The sequence below is a fragment of the Methylobacterium sp. J-092 genome, from assembly GCF_022829325.1.
In the GTDB taxonomy this organism is placed as follows: Bacteria; Pseudomonadota; Alphaproteobacteria; order Rhizobiales; family Beijerinckiaceae; genus Methylobacterium.
Map to the genome: position 1 here is coordinate 1 of NZ_JAKSXU010000216.1, position 20,305 is coordinate 20,305.

The window sequence follows — 20,305 nt, forward strand, 5'->3', positions numbered from 1 at the left end:
CCACGGCTACGAGGGGCAGGGGCCGGAGCACTCCTCCGCCCGCTTGGAGCGCTACCTCCAGAGCTGCGCCGAGGACAACATGCAGGTCGCCAACTGCTCGACGCCGGCGAACTACTTCCACATCCTGCGCCGGCAGCTGAAGCGCGACTTCCGCAAGCCGCTGATCCTGATGACGCCGAAGTCGCTGCTGCGCCACAAGCGGGCGGTGTCGACGATCGAGATGATCGCCGAGGGTTCGAGCTTCCACCGCATCCTGTGGGACGACGCCGAGCACGACGAAAGCGGGGTCAAGCTCGTCCGCGACGACAAGGTCCGCCGCGTCGTGCTGTGCTCGGGCAAGGTCTACTACGACCTGTTCGAGGAGCGCGAGAAGCGCGGCGTCAACGACGTCTACCTGCTGCGCGTCGAGCAGCTCTACCCGTTCCCGCTCAAGGCGCTGGCCAACGAGATGGGCCGCTTCCGCAATGCCGAGGTGGTGTGGTGCCAGGAGGAGCCCAAGAACATGGGCGCCTGGGCCTTCGTCGAGCCCTACCTCGAATGGGTGCTCGGCCAGGCCGGCTCCGCGGTGAAGCGCGCCCGCTACGTCGGCCGCCCGGCCTCGGCCTCGACCGCCGTGGGGCAGATGTCGAAGCACCAGGCCCAGCTGCAGGCCTTCCTCAACGAGGCCCTCGCGGTCTGAATGTCCTCACCTATGGCGGCGGCTCTCCGGGGCCGCCGCTCACCCTTCCCGGCCGTCCGGTACGGCCCAACCGATCCGGCATGAGCTGACACAATGGCAACCGACATCCTCGTCCCGACGCTCGGCGAATCCGTCAGCGAGGCCACCATCGGCCGCTGGTTCAAGAAGCCGGGCGACACGGTCGCGGCCGACGAGCCCCTGGTCGAGCTCGAGACCGACAAGGTGACCCTCGAGGTCAACGCCCCCGCCGCCGGCGAGCTCGGCGAGATCCTGGTCAAGGACGGCGAGACGGTGGAGCCGGGCGCGCTGCTCGGCTCGATCGTCGAGGCGAGCGGCGGCGGCGCCAAGCCCGCGCCCAAGGAGGCTGCGCCCAAGGAGGCCGCGCCGAAGAAGGAGGCCGAGGCCAAGTCCGAGAGCCGCAGCGAGGCGCCGAAGGCGTCCGCCCCCGATGCCAAGGCGGTCGAGGAGGCCCCGGCCAAGGAATCGGCCGCCGGCTACGGCAACCACGGCGACGCGGCGCCCCCGGCCGCCCGCCCCTCCGACGACAACGGCCCGGCGGTCGGCAAGCTGTCGCGGGAATCGGGCATCGACCCGTCGAGCGTCAACGGCAGCGGCAAGGACGGCCGCGTGACCAAGGGCGACATGCTCGGCGCGATCGCGAAGGGGCCCGCGCAGGCGGCTCCCGCCCCGGCCAAGGAGGCGCGCCCGACGCCGCCGCGCCCGGCCTCGAAGCCGGACGACGCCGCCCGCGAGGAGCGGGTGCGGATGACCAAGCTGCGCCAGACCATCGCTCGCCGCCTCAAGGACGCGCAGGACACCGCCGCGATGCTCACCACGTTCAACGACGTGGACATGGGCGCGGTGATGGCGCTGCGCGCGCAGTACAAGGACATCTTCGAGAAGAAGCACGGCACGAAGCTCGGCTTCATGGGCTTCTTCACCAAGGCGGTGATCGGGGCGCTCAAGGACGTGCCGGCGGTCAACGCCGAGATCGACGGGCAGGATCTCGTCTACAAGAACTACTATCACATCGGCATCGCCGTCGGGACCGACAAGGGTCTCGTCGTGCCGGTGGTGCGCAACGCCGACGACCTCTCGATCGCCGGCATCGAGAAGACGATCTCGGGCTTCGGCCGCAAGGCCCGGGACGGCAAGCTCTCGATCGACGAGATGCAGGGCGGCACCTTCACCATCACCAACGGCGGCATCTACGGCTCGCTGATGTCGACCCCGATCCTCAACGCGCCGCAATCGGGCATTCTCGGGATGCACCGCATCGAGGAGCGCCCGGTGGTCCGCAACGGCAAGATCGAGGCGCGGCCGATGATGTATCTCGCCCTCTCCTACGATCACCGCATCGTCGACGGGAAGGAGGCCGTGACCTTCCTGGTGCGGGTGAAGGAGGCGCTGGAGGATCCGGCGCGGCTCGTCCTGGATCTGTGAGGCGCCGGCTGCGGACGACACGATCGGCATCGAGCGGGACGCGCGCGTGACCGATGCCGACGATCGCGATCATCGAGGGCGTGCGGATCACGATCTATCTCGAGGATCACCTGCCGCCCCACCTCCATGCGATCTTTTCGGCGCAGGAGGCGCAGATCTCGATCGCGACGGGCTTGGTGCTCAACGGGAGCCTGCCATGCGCGAAACTGAAGGCCGTCTAGGCCTGGCCCGCGGCAAACCGCGAGCAGGTTTCCTACATCTGGCGAGAGATCCGGGCGGGCCGCAACGACGGAGGCATGATCGAATGAAGCAGTCTCGCATCGCATCCGTCGAACCGCTCGATTACCCGACCGTTCGCGTGATCTTTGAAGACGGCCTGAGCGGCGTGCTCGATCTGTCTGAAATGATCGCGCGGCGTCCGATCTTCGGTCCGCTCAAGGACGAAGCGTATTTCAAGACCGTCGCCGTGGGCGAGGGCGGGCATACCTTCGGCTGGAACCTGGGCGATCCCGGTCACGAGATCGACTTCTGCCCGGATGCGACGCGCATCGAGGTCGAAACCGCGATCGTCGAGGCGATGGCCGATCGGTTCGAAGCGACGCGGGCGGCGGCCGAATGACGGACGTCTCCCAAACGCCTGGGGCGCCGCATAGTCCGCATGGCGCCGTCGCGGTCGTCACCGGCGGCGGCCGCGGCATCGGCCGTGCGGTATCCCTGCTCGCGGCGCGGCGCGGCTATCGCGTCTGCCTGAGCTACGTCTCCGACGCAGCCGCGGCCGCGACGGTGGTCGCGGCGATCGAAGCCGAGGGCGGCCAGGCCGTCGCGGTGCGCTGCGACGTGGCGGAGGAGGCCGACGTGATCGCCCTGTTCGCGGCGGCCGACCGTCTCGGCACCGTCACGGCGCTGGTCAACGATGCCGGGGTGGTCGATCTCTCCGCGCCCGTGTCCGAGATGTGCGCCGCCCGGCTCCACCGGATGATGGCGACCAACGTCGTCGGCAGCTTCCTCTGCGCCCGCGAGGCGGTGCGGCGGATGTCGACGAAGCAGGGCGGCCGGGGCGGGGCCGTCGTCAACGTCTCGTCGATCGCGGCGCGCCTCGGCGGGGCCGGGCAGTTCGTCGACTACGCCGCCTCGAAGGGAGCGATCGACAGCTTCACGATCGGCCTCGCCCGCGAGGTGGCCGATGCCGGCATCCGGGTGAACGCCGTGGCGCCCGGCATCATCGACACCGAGATCCATGCCAGCGGCGGCACGCCCGACAAGGTGGCGGCGATGGGACCGGGCGTGCCGATGAGGCGCGCCGGCACCGCCGACGAAGTCGCCGCCCCGGTGCTCTGGCTGCTCTCCGACGAGGCGGCCTACACCACCGGCGCCATCCTCGACGTCTCGGGCGGTCGGTGATCCCCGGCGACGAATGAATCCGGCGGCGACCCGCCACGGCGGTCGCCGCACGCGCATGCAGGAACGAACAGAACCATGAGCACCTACGATCTCGTCGTCATCGGCACCGGCCCCGGCGGCTATGTCTGCGCCATCCGCGCCGCGCAGCTGGGCCTGCGCACCGCCGTCGTCGAGAAGCGCGCGACCCATGGCGGCACCTGCCTGAACGTCGGCTGCATCCCGTCGAAGGCGCTGCTGCACGCCTCCGAGGCGTTCGAGGAGGCGACCAAGCACTTCCCCGATCTCGGCATCGAGGTCGGCACGCCGAAGCTCGACCTCGCCAAGATGCAGGGGTTCAAGCAGAGCGGCGTCGACGGCAACACCAAGGGCGTCGAGTTCCTGCTGAAGAAGAACAAGGTCGACACCATCCGCGGCACCGGCAGGATCGCCGGCGCCGGCCGCGTCGAGGTCACGTCGGAGGACGGCGGAAACCAGATGCTGGAGACCAAGAACATCGTCATCGCCACCGGCTCGGACGTGACGCGCCTGCCCGGCGTCGAGATCGACGAGAAGACCGTGGTCTCCTCTACCGGCGCGCTCGAGCTCGCGGCGGTGCCGAAGAAGCTCCTGGTGATCGGCGCGGGCGTGATCGGCCTCGAGCTCGGCTCGGTCTGGCGCCGGCTCGGGGCCGAGGTCACCGTGGTCGAGTATCTCGACCGGGTGCTGCCGGGGATGGACGGCGAGGTCGGCAAGCAGTTCCAGCGGATCATGTCCAAGCAGGGCATCGCCTTCAAGCTCTCGACCAAGGTCACCGGCGTGGCGACCGGCGCGGGCGGCGCGACCGTCACCGTCGAGCCGGCGGCGGGCGGCGAATCCGAGACGCTTCAGGCCGACGTGGTGCTCGTGGCGATCGGGCGGGTGCCCTACACCGAGGGGCTCGGCCTCGAGGGCGTCGGCGTCGGGCTCGACAACAAGGGCCGGATCCAGACCGACAGCCACTACGCCACCAACGTCACTGGCATCTACGCGATCGGCGACGTGATCGCCGGGCCTATGCTCGCGCACAAGGCCGAGGACGAGGGCGTCGCGGTGGCCGAGATCCTGGCCGGCCAGTCCGGCCACGTGAACTACGCTGTGATCCCGAACGTGGTCTACACCTATCCGGAGGTCGCCTCGGTGGGGAAGACCGAAGAGGAGCTGAAGAAGGACGGCATCGCCTACAACGCGGGCAAGTTCCCCTTCACCGCCAACGGGCGGGCCAAGGCCAACGGCACCACCGAGGGCTTCGTGAAGGTGCTGGCCGACGCCGCGAGCGACCGGGTGCTCGGCGTCCACATCGTCGGCGCCGATGCCGGCAACCTCATCGCCGAGGTGGCGGTGGCGATGGAGTTCGGGGCGTCGGCCGAGGACATCGCCCGCACCTGCCACGCCCACCCGACCCTGACGGAAGCGGTGAAGGAGGCCGCGCTCGCGGTCGGGAAGCGCGCGATCCACGTCTGAGGACGCGGCCGCGCCCGTCGCTCAGGCCGAGCGGCGGGCCGGGGCGAGGGCGGCGATGCGCAGGAGGGCGGTCGGGGCCGGCGGCGCGGTGATCGCGTTCAGCAGGTACGGCCGCCGCAGACCGAGCGCGTGGTGGAGCGTGAGGTCGATGTCGCGGGCGTGGAACGGCATCTTCAGGACGAAGGTGGCGCCGAAGTAGCGGGCGGCCTGGGCGATCGGCTCGGGATCGCCGCTGGTCAGCATCGTGAGGCGCGTCGTCAGGTTCAGGGTCTGAACCTGGCAGGCGAGCTCGAGGCCGTCGGTCCCGTTGAGCTTCACGTCGACGAAGGCGAGCGGGTAGGCGTCGGTCTTTAGGAGCTTCAGGGCGTGCCGGCCGCAATCCGTCTCGTCGATCTCGAGGGCGAAGCCGCTGCGCGCCAGCACCCGCCCGATCGCCGCGCGCGCCGCGTCCGACGAGGAGGCGAGCAGGATGCGCGTCGGCTGCCGGCGCCGGGTGTCGGCGTGCAGCAGGCTCTCGATGTGGGCGGTGTCGAGGGGCACCTTCAGCACCTCGTAGGCGCCGAGCGAGACCGCGAGTTCCTGCCACTGGGCGAAGACGCGGGCGGCGATCAGCACGAGGCAGGGCAGAGTGGCGCCGCGCTTGCGCGCCACCGCCACCGCCTCCGGGCCGCTCACCCCTTCGAGCTGGAGGCCGACGAAGGCCAAGGCCGGCTTGTGCGCGAGGGCGAGATCGATCAGCGCCTCGCCCGAGGCCGTTTGCACGATCACGGCCCTGGGATCGAAGTGCGACACCACCGCGGCGAGTTCGGCCCGGCGTCCCGCGTCGCGATCGGCGATGAGGACGGTGCCGGCTTGCGGGGGCCGGACCGCGCTTCCGATATCGGCGTGTTCGCCCGCCATGGTTCCTGTCCAGTCCGATCCTATGACAAGAGAAATAGCGCTCAAATCTCTCGGCAAGCTTAATGGCTGGCCGAACCGGCTATTTGCTCTGTCTAGTGTGTCAACGTGTCATCTCAATGCACGTCGCGTGTCACGCCCCCGTCGGCACGGCACGGCCGGCGCGCGGATGGGTGGCGTCGAAGGCGCTCATCAGGCGGGCCGCGTCGACCTTGGTGTAGAGCTGCGTCGTCGAGAGCGAGGCGTGGCCGAGCAGCTCCTGGATCGCGCGCAGCTCGCCCTGCCGCGCCAGGAGATGCGTCGCGAAGGAGTGCCGCAGGGCGTGCGGCGTGGCGCTGTCGGGCAGCCCGAGGGCGCCGCGGGCGCGGGCGACGACGTACTGGATGATCCGCGGCGAGAGCGGGCCGCCGCGGGCGCCGACGAAGAGCGGGCCCTCCGGCGGCAGCGGGTGCGGGCAGGCGGCGAGGTAGGCGGCGACCGCCTCGGCCACCACCGGCAGCACCGGGACCATCCGCTGCTTCGCGCCCTTGCCCAGCACCGTCACCGCGTCGATGCCGGGCACCGGGGCATCGCGCCGCGCCAGCCCCAGCGCCTCCGAGATGCGCAGGCCCGCGCCGTACAGCAGCGCGAGCACCGCCGCGTCGCGCAGCAGGATCCAGGGGTCGCGGTCCTCGTCGGCGCGCAGCGACACGTCGGTGAGGGCGCGGGCGGCCGCCACCGGCAGCGGACGCGGCAGGCGCCGCTCCACCTTGGGCGAGCGCACGGCGCCGAGCGCCGCCACGGTGCCGTGGCCCTCGCGCTCGAGGTGCTTGGCGAAGGAGCGCAGGCCGGCCAGGGCCCGCATCAGCGAGCGGCCGCCGACCTCGTCGGCCCGCCGCGCGGCCATGAAGGCGCGGACGTCGCGCGGCTTCAGCGCGACGATCGCGGGGATCGTCGGCGTGCCGGTGCGGGCGTCGAGATGGGCGAGGAACTGGCGCAGATCGCGCTCGTAGGCCTCCACCGTGTTGGCGGACATCCGCCGCTCGGCCGCGAGGCTGAGGCCCCAGGCGCGGGCGGCGGCAAGGAGGGCGGCATCGCCCGGCATCGCGGGAAGGACGGAGCCCGACGCGGGAGCGGAAGTCGGCATCGGGTCTTCCTCGCGGAGCGCGCCCGCGTCGAGCGCGCGAGCCGGTCACTGGACGCCCGCGCGGTTGCCCGGCGGTTAACGGGTCTTCTCGATCCCCATCGCCTTGATGCGCGAGGCCAACGTCGTCGGGCGCAGCCCCATGAGCTCGGCGGCGCCGCCAGGGCCGAACACCTTGCCGCCGGTGAGCGAAAGGGCGGCGGCGATCTCGGCGCGGTCGCGGGCGCGGCGGTCGGCCTCCGTCGGCGGCCGGTCGGCGGGAAGCGCCGGCGGCGTCGCGTGGACGGGGCCCGCGGGATCGGGCCGTTCGGATTCGCGCCGTTCGGATTCGGGCAGGTCGAAGCGCAGGCGGCCGCGGACGGCGAGGATGGCAGCGCGCTCGATCACGTTCTCCAGCTCGCGCACGTTGCCGGGCCAGGCGTAGCGGGCGAGCCGGCGCACGTCGCCCTCGGTCAGCCGCGGCTCGGGGATGTTCAGGCGGCGTGCGGCCCCCGTCAGGACGTGCTGGGCGATCGGCGCGATGTCCTCGGGGCGCTCGCGGAGCGGGCTCGCGGCCAGCGGGAAGACGTTGAGGCGGAAGTACAGGTCCTCGCGGAACCGGCCGCGGCGCACCTCCTCCCGCAGGTCGCGGTTGGTGGCGGCGACGAGGCGGATGTCGACGGCGCGCGTGCGCTCCTCGCCGACGCGCTCGAACGAGCGCTCCTGCAGCACCCGCAGCAGCTTGCCCTGGAGATCGAGCGGGATCTCGCCGACCTCGTCGAGGAACAGCGTGCCGCCGTCGGCGAGCTCGAAGCGCCCGACGCGATCGCGCAGCGCACCGGTGAACGCGCCGCGGGCATGGCCGAAGAACTCGCTCTCGAACAGCTCGCGCGGCACCGCGGCGCAGTTCACGCGGATCATCGGCCGGTCGCGCCGTCGGCTGGCCTCGTGGATCGCGCGGGCGATCAGCTCCTTGCCGGTGCCGGACTCGCCGGTGATCAGCACGGTGGCGTCGGTGCCGGCCACGAGGTCGATCTGGCGCAACGTCGCCGCGATGGCGGGGGAACGGCCGATGATGCCCTGGTGGTGGCGCTCCAGCCGGATTTCCTCCTTCAGGTAGGCGTTCTCCAGCTCCAGCCGCTCGCGCAGGGAATCGACCTCGGCGAGCGCGCTGCGCAGCCGTTCCTCGGCCTCGCGCCGCTGGCTGATGTCGCGGAACACGATGACGGCGCCGAGCAGACGCCCGCGATCCCGGATCGGCGTCGAGGTGTACGCCACCGGGAACGCGGTGCCGTCGCGCCGCCAGAACACCTCGTCGTCGACCTGGCGCACCGCGCCGTCGCGGAAGGCCGCGTAGATCGGGCAGTCGCGGTGCGGGTAATGCGCGCCGTCGGAGCGGGTGTGGTGCACGGTGGCGTGCATGTCCTTGCCGACGAGGTCGGCGGCCCGCCAGCCGAGCATGCGCTCGGCGGCCGGGTTGACGAAGGTGGTCGCCCCATCGGCGTTGACGCCGTAGATGCCCTCGCCGGCGGCCCGCAGGATCAGCTGGTTCCCGCGCTCGATGTCGCGGAAGATGCGCTCCATCCGCTGCCACTCGGCGATGCCGGCGCGCATGTGGTCGTCGGCCTGCCCGTCGACCGCCCGCCGACGGCGCGCCTCGAGATCGGAGAGCGTCAGGAGAAGCCGCGGCGGGTCGCCCGCGAGCGGGCTCGCGGCGTATTCGAGGCGCAGCCCGCGGCCGTCCGCGTGGCGCGGCTCCAGCGTCCGCGACCACCATTGCCCCTTGGCGAAGGCGCCCTGCGTGAACACCACCAGCGCGGGCCGCTGGCCCGGATGCAGCGCGCTCGCCGTGATCCTGCGGAGCGCCGCGCGGTCGTAGCCGAGCAGGCGCGCCGCGGCCGGGTTGGCGTCGACGATCCGGTCGGCCTCGGGCTCCAGCACCAGCATCGCCTCCCGGTGCTGCTCGAAGACCGGCCCGAAATCCTCGATCATGTCGGCCCCGACGCACCCGTCTCGCTACGAGACTTCGTGGTCATACCACGAGATCTCATCGGGCACGAGATCTCGTAGCTGATGATCCTCAGGCCAAGTCGCTGTTCCCGCGGCGGTTCTTCGCAACGACCCAGCTGGCACATCGCTTGCGCAGGCCTCGCTCGAGCGCGCCCCGCCGGTAGACCACGCGGCGGGGCGCGACCGATCTCACAACCTGCCGGAGTGCCGACCATGAAGCGCGAAGACCTCACCGAGAAGCTCCTCGACATCAAGCGCGACAAGGGCTGGACCTGGAAGTACATCCAGGACGAGATCGGCGGGCTCTCGCCGATCCTGATCACCGCCGCCTGCATGGGCCAGATGAAGCTGCCGAAGGCGCAGGCCGCCAAGGCCGCCGCGCTGTTCGGGCTCACCGAATCCGAGGAGCGGATGCTCAACGAGGCGCCCTATCGCGGCTCGATCCCGTCGATGCCGCCGACCGATCCGCTGATCTACCGCTTCTACGAGCTGGTGATGGTCTACGGCACCACCTTCAAGGAACTGATCCAGGAGGAGTTCGGCGACGGCATCATGTCGGCGATCGACTTCAACATGACCATGGAGCGCGAGGCCAACAACAAGGGCGACCGCGTGAAGCTCGGCATGTCCGGCAAGTTCCTGCCGTACAAGTATTACGGCAGCGAGGACGGCGTGCCGGAATACGGCTTCAAGGAGGGCTGAGCCGGACCGGGCGAGGCGGCCGCCGCCGCCCCTTGCCGCTTCGGCCGGTTTCCACCGAAGCTGCGGCGGCTCGGGCGACGGCGGACGGCTCGCTCATGGGGGGCGGAACGAGGCAGCGAGGGGGGACGACGTGGCGACGGACGAGGGGACGGCGCGCCCGCGCAACCCGGTGCTCGACGAGCTGGCGGCGGCGCTCGGCATTCCGACGACGGCGTTCTTCGCCACGCTCGACGAAGGGGATCGGATCGCCGAGAGCCTCACCCTGCTGCGCCTGTGGGCCACCCTCGATCAGCCCGGGCAGCGTCGGGAGCTTCTGGACCACCTCCGCCGGATGATCGACGGGCCGCCGCCCGGCTGAGCCGGGCGGGCGCGCCTTTGCGCTCAGGGAGGATCAGTCGGCGTGATGCTCGGCGATGTAGCGCCCGAGCGCCCCGGCCGCGTTGAGCATGTGCGCCCGCATGCGCCGTGCCGCCGCCTCGCCGTCGCCCTCGGCGATCGCGGCCAGGATCGCGCCGTGCTCGGCGTGGGAGCGGCGGATGCGGTCGCCCTGGCGCAGCTGCGTACGGCGGAAGGCCGAGAGCCGGGTGCGGATCGCCAGCGCCTGCTCGGCCAGGAACCCGTTGTGGGTGGCCGCGTAGAGCCCTTCGTGGAACTGGCGGTTCAGGCCGTCGTAGGCGTCGAGGTCGCCGCCCTCGACCGCCGCGCCCGAGCGCCGGTGCAGCTCCATCAGGGCGCTGAGCTCGAGCGGGCGCATGCGGTGGGTGGCGAGCCGCACGCACAAAGCCTCGATCTCGGCGGTGGCCTCGAACATGTCCATGATCCGCTCGGGCGTCATCCGGGCGACGACCATGCCGCGGCGCGGGCGCTGCTCCACGAGGCCGCCGAAGGCGAGCTGGCGCAGGGCCTCCCGCACGGGGGTGCGCGAGGCGCCGAAGCGGTCGGCCAGCGTCTGCTCGTCCAGGGTCGTGCCGGCGACGAGCTCGCCCGCCGCGATCGCATCCGTGAGCGCGTCGCGGATGCGATCGGAGATCAGCGCCCGCTCCTCGGTCTCGTGGCCCGCGTCCATGGCTCTCCCGCCCCGCGAAGCCGGTCTCAGCCGACGATCGCCCGCACCGTCAGGAACAGCACCGACGGGCCGACGAGGCAGCCGATGCCGGTGTGGAAGGTCGCGGTCAGCGCGCCGTAGGGCACGAGCTTGGGATCCGTGGCGGCCAGGCCGCCGGCCACCCCGCTGACCGTGCCCATCAGCCCGCCATAGGCCATGGCCGAGCGCGGGTTGTCGAGGCCGATCAGCTTGGCGACGAGGGGCGTGCCGACCATCACGCCCACCGCCTTGGTCACGCCGGTGGCGATCGAGAGCGCCATCACCGTCGAGTCGGCGCCGAGCGCCGCGCCGGTGACCGGGCCGACGATGTAGGTGATCGCGCCCGCGCCGATCGTCGTGATCGAGACCGCGTCGTGGTAGCCGAAGGCGACCGCGGTCAGCGTGCCGACGAGGAAGGGCAGCAGCGTGCCGAGCGCCAGCGCCAGCACGCCGACGAGGCCGGCCCGGCGCGCCTCGATCACGTCGACCTCGAAGGCGGTGGCGACGATGGCGAAATCGCGCAGCATGGCCCCGCCCATCAGCCCGATCCCGGCCAGCGCCGGGATGTCGGCCAGGCCCTTCTTGCCGCCGGTGAGCACGCCGCCGAAATAGGCGAGCACCAGGCCGAGCACGATGGCGATGGCCGAGCCGTGCACCCGCCCGTTGGTGAGCCGCCGCGCGGCGACGTTCGAGACCAGGATCAGCGCCCCGACGACGGCGAAGGCCGCAACCAGGCTCTGCTCGACGAAGACGTGCTCGAGGCCGTGCCACAGGCCGTTCATCGCGTCCGCCCCGCCGGGATCGCCGCGGCGTCGGCCCGCGCTGCCTCGGGTTCGCCGCCGATGACCGCGCCGCCGTGCTCGACCTCCGGACCGCCCGGGTCGCGGCCGCCGATGCGGCTGAGCAGCGCCACCGCGGCGAAGCAGATCGCCAGGGAGCCGAAGGCGGCGATGATCACGATCGGGCCGCCGCTCACCGCGGCGACGACGTTCTGCTGGGCGGCCATCGCGACGACGATGGGAATGTACATGCCGCCCCAGAACTCGACGCCGAACTTGACGTTCTTGCTCAGGCGGCCGTGGTGCATCAGCCAGACGCGGGCGGCGATCAGCAGGATCATGGCGATGCCGACCCCGCCGACATTGGCCTTCACGCCGAGCGCGATCCCGAGGAGATCGCCGAGATACACGCCGATCAGCGTGCAGGCGGCGAGCAGCGCAACGCCGGCGATGATCATGGCCGCAGCCTCCCGTGCGGGGCACTCCCGATCGGGCCGGGCGATGGTCGAGGAGGCGCGATGGCACGGGGCATCCGGCGTATCCGTCCCGATTTCGTGATTCGTCTTCGTTGCCACTGAGTATGCAAAATATTGACAGATCGGCAAGCTGGTATACGATCATGTGATCGAACGGATCATTCGCATACGAATTGCTGTGTCTGACCCGCGATCGCATGCCGACAGCGTGCGGGCGGATCGACGGTTTGGGGATCGGGATGACGGACTGGCGCAGGCAGAGGACGGCGCGGGATGCGCGGATCGCGGCCGGCCGCGCCCACGCCGACGGCAAGGTCGTCGCGGCCGCCGACGTGGTCGACCTGCTCGAAGCCGTCCTGCGCCCGGGCGACCGGGTCTGCCTCGAAGGCGACAACCAGAAGCAGGCCGACTGCCTGGCGCGCGGGCTGAGCGCCTGCGACCCGGACAAGGTGCACGGCCTGCACATGGTCCAGTCCGGCATCGTGCTGCCGGAGCATCTCGACGTGTTCGAGACCGGCATCGCCAAGCGCCTCGACTACTCGTATTCCGGCCCGCAGGGCGCCCGCATCGCCAAGATGCTCTACGGCGGGCAGATCGAGCTCGGGGCGGTGCACACCTACCTCGAGCTGTTCGCGCGCTACTTCATCGACCTCACGCCGAACGTCGCGCTGATCGCCGGCGTCTCGGCCGACCGGGCCGGCAACCTCTATACCGGCCCCAACACCGAGGACACGCCGACGGTGGTCGAGGCCACCGCGTTCAAGAACGGCGTGGTGATCGCGCAGGTGAACCAGATCGTCGAGACGGTCCCGCGGGTCGACATCCCCGGCGACCGGATCGACTTCGTGGTCGAGGCCGACACGCCGTTCTACGTCGAGCCGCTGTTCACCCGCGACCCGGCCGCCGTCACCGAGACGCAGATCCTGATGGCGATGATGGCCATCAAGGGAATCTACGCCGAGTACGGCATCCGCCGGCTCAACCACGGCATCGGCTTCGGCACCGCGGCGATCGAGCTGCTGCTGCCGACCTATGGCGAGCGGCTCGGGCTGAAGGGCCGGATCGCCACCAACTGGGCGCTGAACCCGCACCCGACGCTGATCCCGGCGATCGAGGCGGGCTGGGTCGAGCAGGTGCACTGCTTCGGCTCGGAAGTCGGTATGGACCGCTACATCGCCGCGCGGCCGGACATCTTCTTCACCGGCGCCGACGGCTCGCTGCGCTCGAACCGCGCCTTCTGCCAGACGGCGGGGCTCTACGCCTGCGACCTGTTCATCGGCTCGACCCTGCAGATCGACCTCATGGGCCACTCCTCGACCGTGACGACGAACCGCGTCGCGGGCTTCGGCGGCGCGCCGAACATGGGCTCGGACCCGCACGGCCGCCGCCACCCGTCCGACACCTGGATGAAGGCCGGGCGCGAGGCGCAGCAGACCGGCGACCCGGCGCTGATGCGCGGGCGCAAGCTCGTGGTGCAGCTCGTCGAGACCTTCGGCGACGGGCTCGTGCCGGCCTTCGTCGAGCACCTCGACGCCCTCGAGCTCGCCCGGACGATCGGCCTCGAGCTCGCGCCGGTGATGGTCTACGCCGACGACGTCACCCACATCGTCACCGAGGAGGGCATCGCCAACCTCCTGCTCTGCCGCAACGCGGACGAGCGCGAGCAGGCGATCCGCGGCGTGGCCGGCTACACGGAGGTCGGGCGCGGCCGCGACAAGGCCAAGGTCGAGCACCTGCGCGCCCGGGGCATCGTCCGCCGCCCGGAGGATCTCGGGATCGAGCCGCTCGACGCCGACCGCAGCCTGCTCGCGGCGAAGTCGATCAAGGACCTCGTGCACTGGTCGGGCGGCCTGTACGAGCCGCCGGCCCGGTTCCGGAACTGGTGAGATGATCGGGCTGACAGAGCAGGCGCGGGACGCGGCACGCGACCCCCTCTCGCGTTCGGGAGAGGGGACCCGCGATCCCGCCGGATGGCATTGGGCGCAGGAGGACGATGTCACATGGAAACGATGACCTTCCGCCACACCACGAAAGGACCGCTCGCCGGCATCAAGCCGCAGGCGATCACCGGCGTCGTCGCGTCCGGCAACCTCGAGGTGCTGCTGGAGCGCGTGCTGCCGCCGGACCAATGCACCATCGAGATCGCGACGCCGGTGGTCGGCTACGGCGACGTCTGGGAGGCGGTGGCGGCCGACTTCGTGGCGCGGGCCCAGCCCGGCGGCCTGCGCATCGCGATCAACGACGGGGGCGCCCGGCCCGACACCGTGTCGCTGCGCCTGCTCCAGGGCGCGCGCCTGATGGAGACCGGCCGATGAGCTTGAGCTGGTACGAGGCCAGCGCCCGGCAGCGCGTCGCCGCGCTCGTCGACGCGGAGAGCTTCGAAGAGTTCGTCGGCCCGGAGCAGCGGGCGATGAGCCCCCACCTGCCGCTGTTCGACCTGCCCCGCGCCTTCGACGACGGCATCGTCGTCGGCCGGGGCAGGCTCGACGGCCGCACGGTCTACCTCGCCGCCCAGGAGGGCCGCTTCATGGGCGGCGCCTTCGGCGAGGTGCACGGCGCCAAGCTCGTCGGGCTTTTACGCGCCGCGGTCACCGAGACGCCGGAGGCCGTGCTGATCCTGTTCGACACCGGCGGCGTCCGCCTGCAGGAGGCCAATGCGGGCGAGACCGCCATCGCCGAGACCATGCGCGCCATCGCCGATCTGCGCCGCGCCGGCATCCCGGTGGTCGGGCTCGTCGGCGGCCGCGCCGGCTGCTTCGGCGGCGGCGGCCTGATCGCCGGAACCTGCTCGCGCCTCGCGGTCTCGGAGGGCGGGCGCATCTCGGTCTCCGGCCCGGAGGTGATCGAGACCAACAAGGGCGCCGACGAATTCGACTCGAAGGACCGCGCCCTGGTCTGGCGCACCATGGGCGGCAAGCACCGGCGCCTCGCCGGCGGCGCCGACCGATTCTGCGACGACACCGTGGAGGCGTTTCGCGTCGCCGCCCTCGACCTGATCGGCCGGGCGCCGGCCTTCGACCTCGCGACGCTCGAAGCGGAGCAGGCGCGGCTCGAAGACCGCATCGCGCGCTTCGGCGATTGCCGCGACGCCACCGAGATCTGGGCACGCCTCGGCGTCAACGACCCGGCCGGCGTGCCGGCCTTGTCGGCGGCCGACTTCGACGGCCTCGTCGCCGGGCTCGAGGGGACGACACATGACGCTCGCTGAGATCCTGGCCTCGCTCTTCCCCGACGGCCACGCGGTCGCCGTCGCCGACGGTCTGATCACCGGCTGCGGGCCGCTCGAAAACCGTGACCTCGCGGTGGTCGGGGTCGACGGCGACACGCCGCTCGGGATCGAGGGCGCGCTGGCCCTTTCGGCCGCCGTGCTGGCGACGGTGCGGGCCGGCGGCGCCACGCCGATCCTCGTGCTCGTCGATTCCGACAGCCAGCGCATGAGCCGGCGCGACGAGCTTCTGGGGCTGAACGAGTGCCTGGCCCACCTCGCCAAGGCGCTGCTGCTGGCGGATGCGCAGGGCCACCCGACGATCGGCCTGATCTACGGCCACTCGGCCGCCGGCGCCTTCATCGCCACCGCCCTCGCGACGCGGGTGCTGGTCGCGCTGCCCGGGGCCAACCCGAGCGTGATGGACCTGCCCTCCGTCGCCCGCGTCACCAAGCTGCCGCTGGAGAAGCTCGAGGCGATGGCGAAATCCACCCCCGTCTTCGCGCCCGGCCTCGACAACATGGTCCAGGCCGGCGCGGTGCAGGCGGTGCTCGATCCCGCCAAGCCCCTCGGGCCGCAGATCGCGGCCCTGATCGGCGAGCCGCCCTCGCACGACGCTCGCGACGCCCTCGGCAAGGATCGCGGCGGTCGTCCCGTCGCCCACGACATCGCCGCGCGGGTGGTCGACGCGGCGCGCGCGTGACGACGCTTCGCCGCCACGACCTGTTCGTGGTGGCGCCCGAGGCCTGGGACCGGCTGCTCGCCGGGCGCTCCGACCTCGACGGCGTGCCGCATGTCGCGGCCTGGGCCGCCAACGGCTGGCCGGTGATCGTGCGGCGCCGTCATCCGGACGAGGGCGACCATCTGCCCGCCGGGCTGCCCCTGCCGCCGGCCGCCGGCAAGCGCCGCATCGGCCTCGCGGTGCCGTGGGCCGACGCCACGCCGTCCCCTCCGGTGACCCTCGCCGCCGCGCGCCCATCCGCGCCGCCGGCCTGGCACCTCGCCATCGACGCGGTGCTGGCGCTGGCCGCCGAATACGGCGTCGTCCCGCAGGTGTTCGGCGGCCTGCTGTGGGAAAGCCTGACCGGCCTCGCCTACCTCTCCACGACCTCGGACCTCGACCTGCTCTGGCCCGCCACCGTGACGCACCGCCTCCTCGACGGCCTCGCCGCGATCGAGGCGGACGCCCCGATGCGCCTCGACGGCGAAGTCGTCCTGCCGGACGGCGCCGGGGTGAACTGGCGCGAACTCCGCGACGCCCCGCCCGGCGGATCGGTGCTGGCCAAGGGGCTCGATCGGGTGGCGCTGGTTCCTGCGAGCTTGGACCGGTGAGGCCGAAGGATCGAGCCTTCAGCCGATCCCGTCCACCATCCTCATCCTGAGGTGCCGCAGCGAAGCGGAGGCCTCGAAGGAGGCTTCCAGCTTGCGCGCGATTCCCGGAGGGCTCCTTCGAGGCCCGCTGGCGCGGGCGCCTCAGGATGAGGGAGTGGGATGGAGGAGCCCCGCATGCCCTATGGCGTCGAGCCTCAGCCGGCCAGCTCGCCCGCCCGCCGTTTGGCCGCCGCGACGGCCTCCCGCATCAGGGGGCCAAGCGCGTCGTCGCGCATCAGCACGTCGAGGGCGGCGGCGGTGGTGCCGCCCGGCGAGGTGACGTTGCGACGCAATTCCGATGCGGGCAGGTCGCTCGCGTCGAGGAGGGCGCCGGCGCCGGAGATCGTGGCCCGGGCAAGCCGCGCAGCGACCTGCGGATCGAGCCCGGCGGCGATCCCGGCCTCGGTCATCGCCTCGACCATCAGGAAGACGTAGGCCGGACCCGAGCCCGACAGGGCGGTGACCGCATCGATCTCAGCTTCCGAGCCGACCCATTCGACGAGCCCGTTGGCGCCGAGCAGAGCCGCGACGGCGGCACGCTGGCCCGCGGTCACCGCCGCGTTCGCGACGGCGCCGGTGGCCCCGCGGCCGATGCTGGCGGGCAGGTTCGGCATTGCGCGCACGATCGCCCGGGCGCTCGGCAGGCGGCCTTCGATGTCGGCCACGGTCTTGCCGGCCAGAATTGACAGGACGACGGTGCCCGGGCCGATCATCCGGTCGAGGCCGGGCGCGGCGTCGGCGAACCCTTGCGGCTTGATCGCGAGGACGAGGACGGCGGCGGGCGCGACCGTGGCCGGGTTGAGGGCGAGGCCGCGGGCGGTGCAGAGCGCGCGCAGCGCATCGGACGGATCGGCCTCGACGATCGTCGTGCGCTTCGGGTCGAGGCCGGCCGCGAGCCAGCCTTCGAGCATCGCCCCGCCCATCTTGCCCGCCCCGACGAGGGTGAGGGAGGCGGGCAGGGCGCCCGCCGCGGGAGGAGCGGCCATGGCGGGCCTCAGGCCTCGCCCTCGGTCTCGAACAGGACCGCGTCCAGCGCCTCGCGGGCGGACTTGCCGGCCCAGAGCACGAACTGGAAGGCCTGGTAGTAGCGCTCGCACGCCTCCACCGCCGACTTCAGCAGCATCGCGCATTGCGGATGCGTCGGCACCGAGCCGCCGGCGAGCAGGAGCGAATGGCGGAACATCACCACGTCGTCGCTCGACCACAGGTCGAAATGCCCGATCCAGAGCTGCTCGTTGATCAGCGCGATCAGGCGCTGCACCTCGGTGCGGCGGCGATCCGGCACCTTGAGGTCGAAGGCGCAGGCGACGTGCAGGGCCTCGACGTCCTCGATCCAGGTGAACGCGACCTGGTATTCGGTCCAGCGCCCGGCCACCACGACGGACATCTCGTCCGTCTCGGCGCGATCGAAGATCCAGTCGCGGAGCGCGGCAAGACGCTCCACGACATCGAGCGGGTGCTCGATCCGATCGTAGCCTTCGATGTCGACGTGAAGCTGTGGCATGACGATCCGAGATGACGCCGCCGTATTCCGGCGCCGCGGCATGGTGAACGACAAATAACCAAAGTTCGGAACCATGTCACGACGCGAAATCACTTGTCCCGATGGGACGGAATATCGCGCGATGACGACTTGGCGGCTCCCGGTCTTCGGCGGGCTAAGGCGAATCAGTACGTCACCGACTATAAACCGGCGCGGACTCGCGACACAAAGCGCTTCGCCCGGCCGGTGAACAGGAAATGGATCGTTTGCGCGCGCTTCCTGTGTACAAGCCCGCCGCCCCGCCGAGACCGATTCGCGCCGGTCGCCGGCGCGTCGGATCAGATCGCCTCGCTCGCTCCGGCGGTGGACGCAGCGGCCGCGGCCGGCGCCGCGTTGGCCTCGAGCGCCGCGACCCGCGCGGTCAGCGCCTCGTTCTGCACGCGCAGGGTGGCGACCATGTCGCGCAGCACGTCGAGCTCCTCGCGGGAGGCAATGTCCATGTCGCGGATCAGCCGCTCGGCCTGGGCACGGATCACGGTCTCGGCCTCGCGGCGCACCCCCTGCGCGGCGCCCGCGGCATCCGTCATCAGGCGGGCGAAGTCGTCGAACAGGCGGTTGGAGGGGGGCATGTGGTCTCCGAAAGCTCGCAGCCGCAACCCGGCCTGCGCCTCGACATAGGAATCCGCGGAGTCCGGGGCAATCCGCCGGCGCGGCGCGGCGCGGGCGGCCACAAAAGAAAACGGGGCCCCGAAGGACCCCGTCGCCGACCGATCAGGGTCGGTCAGATCACATGCGGCGCATCATGTGGCGGCGCATCATGCGGTGCTCCATGTGCCGGCGCATCATGCGACGCTCCATCCGGCGATGCATCATGCGACGCTCCATGCGGTGCATCTGGACATGCTCGATCGCGTCGGGGGCGGTCACGCCCATCGGGGCGCCCGGGGCGGCGGAGGCGGGGGCGGTGATGGCGGCGGCGCCGAGCGAGGCCAGAACAGCAACGGCGAAGGTCAGTTTCCTCACGGAGATAATCCTGTTTCTTGTCGTCGGGCCGCGGCACCCATGTCATCTCCCGGGTCCGGGAGATGAGAGAAGGACGTCGCGCCGGTGAAGCGCGGCGGGTCTCCGCTTCGACCCGCCGCTGGTAACTCGCAACTTACAGATTCGTTTCCTCGAAAGCCTTCACCCACTCCGCGCAAATTCCGGAGCGGACGATGTCGTCGCGGGTGAACTCGACCACGGGGATCGGCATCATCCGGCTCTTGATCAGGTGGATGACGGTGCGCAGCCCCGAGGTCTCGCGCAGGTCGGTCTGCGAGACGTCGCCGTTGATGATCACCTGGCAGGCGTCGCCGATGCGGGTGAGGAACATCTTGATCTCGGCGGTGGTCGTGTTCTGCGCCTCGTCGAGGATCACGAGGCAGTCCTTGAAGGTGCGCCCGCGCATCACCTCGAACGGCACGATCTCGATGTCGCCGGCCTTCAGGGCGATCTCGAAGGCGGCGGCGCCCATCCGTTCCTTCATCGCCTCGGTGAGGGGAGCGACCCAGGGCGCGATCTTCTCCTCCAGCGTGCCGGGAAAGAAGCCGAGCGAACGGCCGCCGGGAACGTTCGGGCGGGTGATGATCACCTTGGCGATCCGGCGCTGGCGCAGCAGGTCGGCGGCGCGTGTGCCGGCGATGTAGGTCTTGCCGGTGCCGGCCGGGCCGAGCACGATGACCTGCGGGTTCAGGGCGAGCGCGTCGAGGTATTCCGCCTGCCGGTCGGTCAGCGGCTGGATCGGGCCTAGGTTTCGTTCCTCGTCGAAGCGGGTCCTGTGCAGCCGGACCGTGCGGTCTTCCACCAGCTCGAGTCGTGCGCGCCGTCTTTTCATCGATCAACACTCCGCGTGGGATTTGCCAACCAAAAGGACTTGCTAACCAGAAACCGCTCTTCGCTCTAACCTTCGTATCGTGGGCTTATCTCTCCTCTCGGAAGCAATGACGCTGCCTCGAGCCGGTTCCGGCCCTCGACACGAAGCTTGTGGACAAGACGAGCCGCTGCGCGGCCCGCCTGGTCGTTGCCGGAGCATGCAACGCGCGCACCATAGAGTCGGGCGATGCGACGGCCGCATGACGGGGCCCGGCAGGTGTTGCTGAAATGGCTCGGACGACGGCGGATGGTGCGCCGGGACGGTCGGGGGATGGGGCCGTGT

General features: G+C 71.3%; 23 protein-coding genes and 1 pseudogene. 13 read left to right on the forward strand and 11 right to left on the reverse strand.

All coding sequences use genetic code 11. The features are described from left to right. The 6 genes and pseudogenes from sucA to lpdA form a co-directional block, all read left to right on the forward strand. A pseudogene (sucA, locus tag MKK60_RS27245) lies at positions 1–679 on the forward strand (2-oxoglutarate dehydrogenase E1 component); the annotation flags it as partial. A 93-nt stretch (positions 680–772) separates the two neighbouring features. After that, positions 773–2,122 (forward strand): 2-oxoglutarate dehydrogenase complex dihydrolipoyllysine-residue succinyltransferase, encoded by a 1,350-nt coding sequence (odhB, locus tag MKK60_RS27250; protein ID WP_243989187.1) that lies wholly within the window; start codon positions 773–775, stop codon positions 2,120–2,122. 53 nt (positions 2,123–2,175) lie between these two features. After that, a complete protein-coding gene (locus MKK60_RS27255) occupies positions 2,176–2,343 on the forward strand; it encodes a DUF4160 domain-containing protein (RefSeq protein ID WP_243989188.1) in 168 nt (55 codons plus the stop codon). An 83-nt stretch (positions 2,344–2,426) separates the two neighbouring features. Next, complete coding sequence (locus MKK60_RS27260; protein ID WP_243989189.1) at positions 2,427–2,741, forward strand: DUF2442 domain-containing protein; 315 nt, start codon at positions 2,427–2,429, stop codon at positions 2,739–2,741. Further along, positions 2,738–3,523, forward strand: coding sequence for an SDR family oxidoreductase (locus tag MKK60_RS27265; protein ID WP_243989190.1), 786 nt, complete (start codon positions 2,738–2,740; stop codon positions 3,521–3,523). Before MKK60_RS27260 ends, MKK60_RS27265 begins: the two co-directional genes overlap by 4 nt. A 75-nt stretch (positions 3,524–3,598) precedes the next feature. Next, complete coding sequence (lpdA, locus tag MKK60_RS27270) at positions 3,599–5,002, forward strand: dihydrolipoyl dehydrogenase (RefSeq protein WP_147728742.1); 1,404 nt, start codon at positions 3,599–3,601, stop codon at positions 5,000–5,002. 21 nt (positions 5,003–5,023) lie between these two features. On the opposite strand, the gene MKK60_RS27275 is transcribed toward lpdA, so the two are convergent. The 3 genes from MKK60_RS27275 to MKK60_RS27285 form a co-directional block, all read right to left on the reverse strand. Next, positions 5,024–5,902 carry a response regulator gene (locus MKK60_RS27275; RefSeq protein WP_147728741.1) on the reverse strand — a complete coding sequence of 293 codons (879 nt, stop codon included), beginning with the start codon at positions 5,900–5,902 and terminating at the stop codon, positions 5,024–5,026. Positions 5,903–6,032: 130 nt separating this feature from the next. After that, positions 6,033–6,983, reverse strand: coding sequence for a tyrosine recombinase XerC (locus MKK60_RS27280; protein WP_243989217.1), 951 nt, complete (start codon positions 6,981–6,983; stop codon positions 6,033–6,035). 117 nt (positions 6,984–7,100) lie between these two features. Continuing rightward, positions 7,101–8,993 (reverse strand): sigma 54-interacting transcriptional regulator, encoded by a 1,893-nt coding sequence (locus MKK60_RS27285; RefSeq protein WP_243989191.1) that lies wholly within the window; start codon positions 8,991–8,993, stop codon positions 7,101–7,103. Positions 8,994–9,224: 231 nt separating this feature from the next. Between MKK60_RS27285 and cynS the strand changes: the two genes are divergently transcribed. After that, positions 9,225–9,713, forward strand: a complete 489-nt coding sequence (gene cynS, locus MKK60_RS27290; protein ID WP_147844587.1) for a cyanase — start codon at positions 9,225–9,227, stop codon at positions 9,711–9,713. A gap of 130 nt (positions 9,714–9,843) precedes the next feature. Then, on the forward strand, positions 9,844–10,071 hold the full coding sequence (locus tag MKK60_RS27295) for a hypothetical protein (protein ID WP_147860094.1): 228 nt from the start codon (positions 9,844–9,846) through the stop codon (positions 10,069–10,071). 33 nt (positions 10,072–10,104) lie between these two features. On the opposite strand, the gene MKK60_RS27300 is transcribed toward MKK60_RS27295, so the two are convergent. The 3 genes from MKK60_RS27300 to madL are packed head-to-tail and all read right to left on the reverse strand — an operon-like array spanning position 10,105 to position 12,034. Next, positions 10,105–10,779 (reverse strand): GntR family transcriptional regulator, encoded by a 675-nt coding sequence (locus tag MKK60_RS27300; protein ID WP_243989192.1) that lies wholly within the window; start codon positions 10,777–10,779, stop codon positions 10,105–10,107. A gap of 26 nt (positions 10,780–10,805) precedes the next feature. Next, positions 10,806–11,570 (reverse strand): malonate transporter subunit MadM, encoded by a 765-nt coding sequence (gene madM / locus MKK60_RS27305; protein WP_147726535.1) that lies wholly within the window; start codon positions 11,568–11,570, stop codon positions 10,806–10,808. 5 nt (positions 11,571–11,575) lie between these two features. Further along, positions 11,576–12,034 (reverse strand): malonate transporter subunit MadL, encoded by a 459-nt coding sequence (gene madL / locus MKK60_RS27310; protein WP_243989193.1) that lies wholly within the window; start codon positions 12,032–12,034, stop codon positions 11,576–11,578. 257 nt (positions 12,035–12,291) lie between these two features. Between madL and mdcA the strand changes: the two genes are divergently transcribed. The 5 genes from mdcA to mdcG all read left to right on the forward strand — a co-directional run bounded on the left by mdcA (position 12,292) and on the right by mdcG (position 16,589). Then, positions 12,292–13,938: a malonate decarboxylase subunit alpha gene (gene mdcA, locus MKK60_RS27315; protein WP_243933594.1), complete on the forward strand. Its 1,647-nt coding sequence runs from the start codon at positions 12,292–12,294 to the stop codon at positions 13,936–13,938. A gap of 114 nt (positions 13,939–14,052) precedes the next feature. Further along, positions 14,053–14,367 carry a malonate decarboxylase acyl carrier protein gene (mdcC, locus tag MKK60_RS27320; RefSeq protein WP_243989194.1) on the forward strand — a complete coding sequence of 105 codons (315 nt, stop codon included), beginning with the start codon at positions 14,053–14,055 and terminating at the stop codon, positions 14,365–14,367. Continuing rightward, the gene (locus tag MKK60_RS27325; RefSeq protein WP_243989195.1) at positions 14,364–15,260 is read left to right on the forward strand and encodes a biotin-independent malonate decarboxylase subunit beta; all 897 of its coding nucleotides are present in this window, start codon (positions 14,364–14,366) and stop codon (positions 15,258–15,260) included. Before mdcC ends, MKK60_RS27325 begins: the two co-directional genes overlap by 4 nt. Continuing rightward, positions 15,247–15,960, forward strand: a complete 714-nt coding sequence (mdcE, locus tag MKK60_RS27330; protein ID WP_243989196.1) for a biotin-independent malonate decarboxylase subunit gamma — start codon at positions 15,247–15,249, stop codon at positions 15,958–15,960. The genes MKK60_RS27325 and mdcE overlap by 14 nt, the downstream gene beginning before the upstream one ends. Continuing rightward, on the forward strand, positions 15,957–16,589 hold the full coding sequence (mdcG, locus tag MKK60_RS27335) for a malonate decarboxylase holo-[acyl-carrier-protein] synthase (protein WP_243989197.1): 633 nt from the start codon (positions 15,957–15,959) through the stop codon (positions 16,587–16,589). Before mdcE ends, mdcG begins: the two co-directional genes overlap by 4 nt. Before the next feature lie 194 nt (positions 16,590–16,783). On the opposite strand, the gene proC is transcribed toward mdcG, so the two are convergent. The 5 genes from proC to MKK60_RS27360 all read right to left on the reverse strand — a co-directional run bounded on the left by proC (position 16,784) and on the right by MKK60_RS27360 (position 19,984). Then, entirely contained in the window at positions 16,784–17,614 is an 831-nt protein-coding gene (gene proC / locus MKK60_RS27340; protein WP_147843469.1) for a pyrroline-5-carboxylate reductase, read from the reverse strand. An 8-nt stretch (positions 17,615–17,622) separates the two neighbouring features. Beyond that, on the reverse strand, positions 17,623–18,132 hold the full coding sequence (locus MKK60_RS27345) for a YbjN domain-containing protein (protein ID WP_147726522.1): 510 nt from the start codon (positions 18,130–18,132) through the stop codon (positions 17,623–17,625). Positions 18,133–18,449: 317 nt separating this feature from the next. Beyond that, positions 18,450–18,740, reverse strand: coding sequence for an accessory factor UbiK family protein (locus tag MKK60_RS27350; RefSeq protein WP_243989198.1), 291 nt, complete (start codon positions 18,738–18,740; stop codon positions 18,450–18,452). A 157-nt stretch (positions 18,741–18,897) separates the two neighbouring features. Then, on the reverse strand, positions 18,898–19,134 hold the full coding sequence (locus MKK60_RS27355; protein WP_147726526.1) for a hypothetical protein: 237 nt from the start codon (positions 19,132–19,134) through the stop codon (positions 18,898–18,900). Between the two features lie 133 nt (positions 19,135–19,267). After that, positions 19,268–19,984 carry a PhoH family protein gene (locus MKK60_RS27360; RefSeq protein ID WP_147726528.1) on the reverse strand — a complete coding sequence of 239 codons (717 nt, stop codon included), beginning with the start codon at positions 19,982–19,984 and terminating at the stop codon, positions 19,268–19,270. Positions 19,985–20,305: the final 321 nt, after the last annotated feature.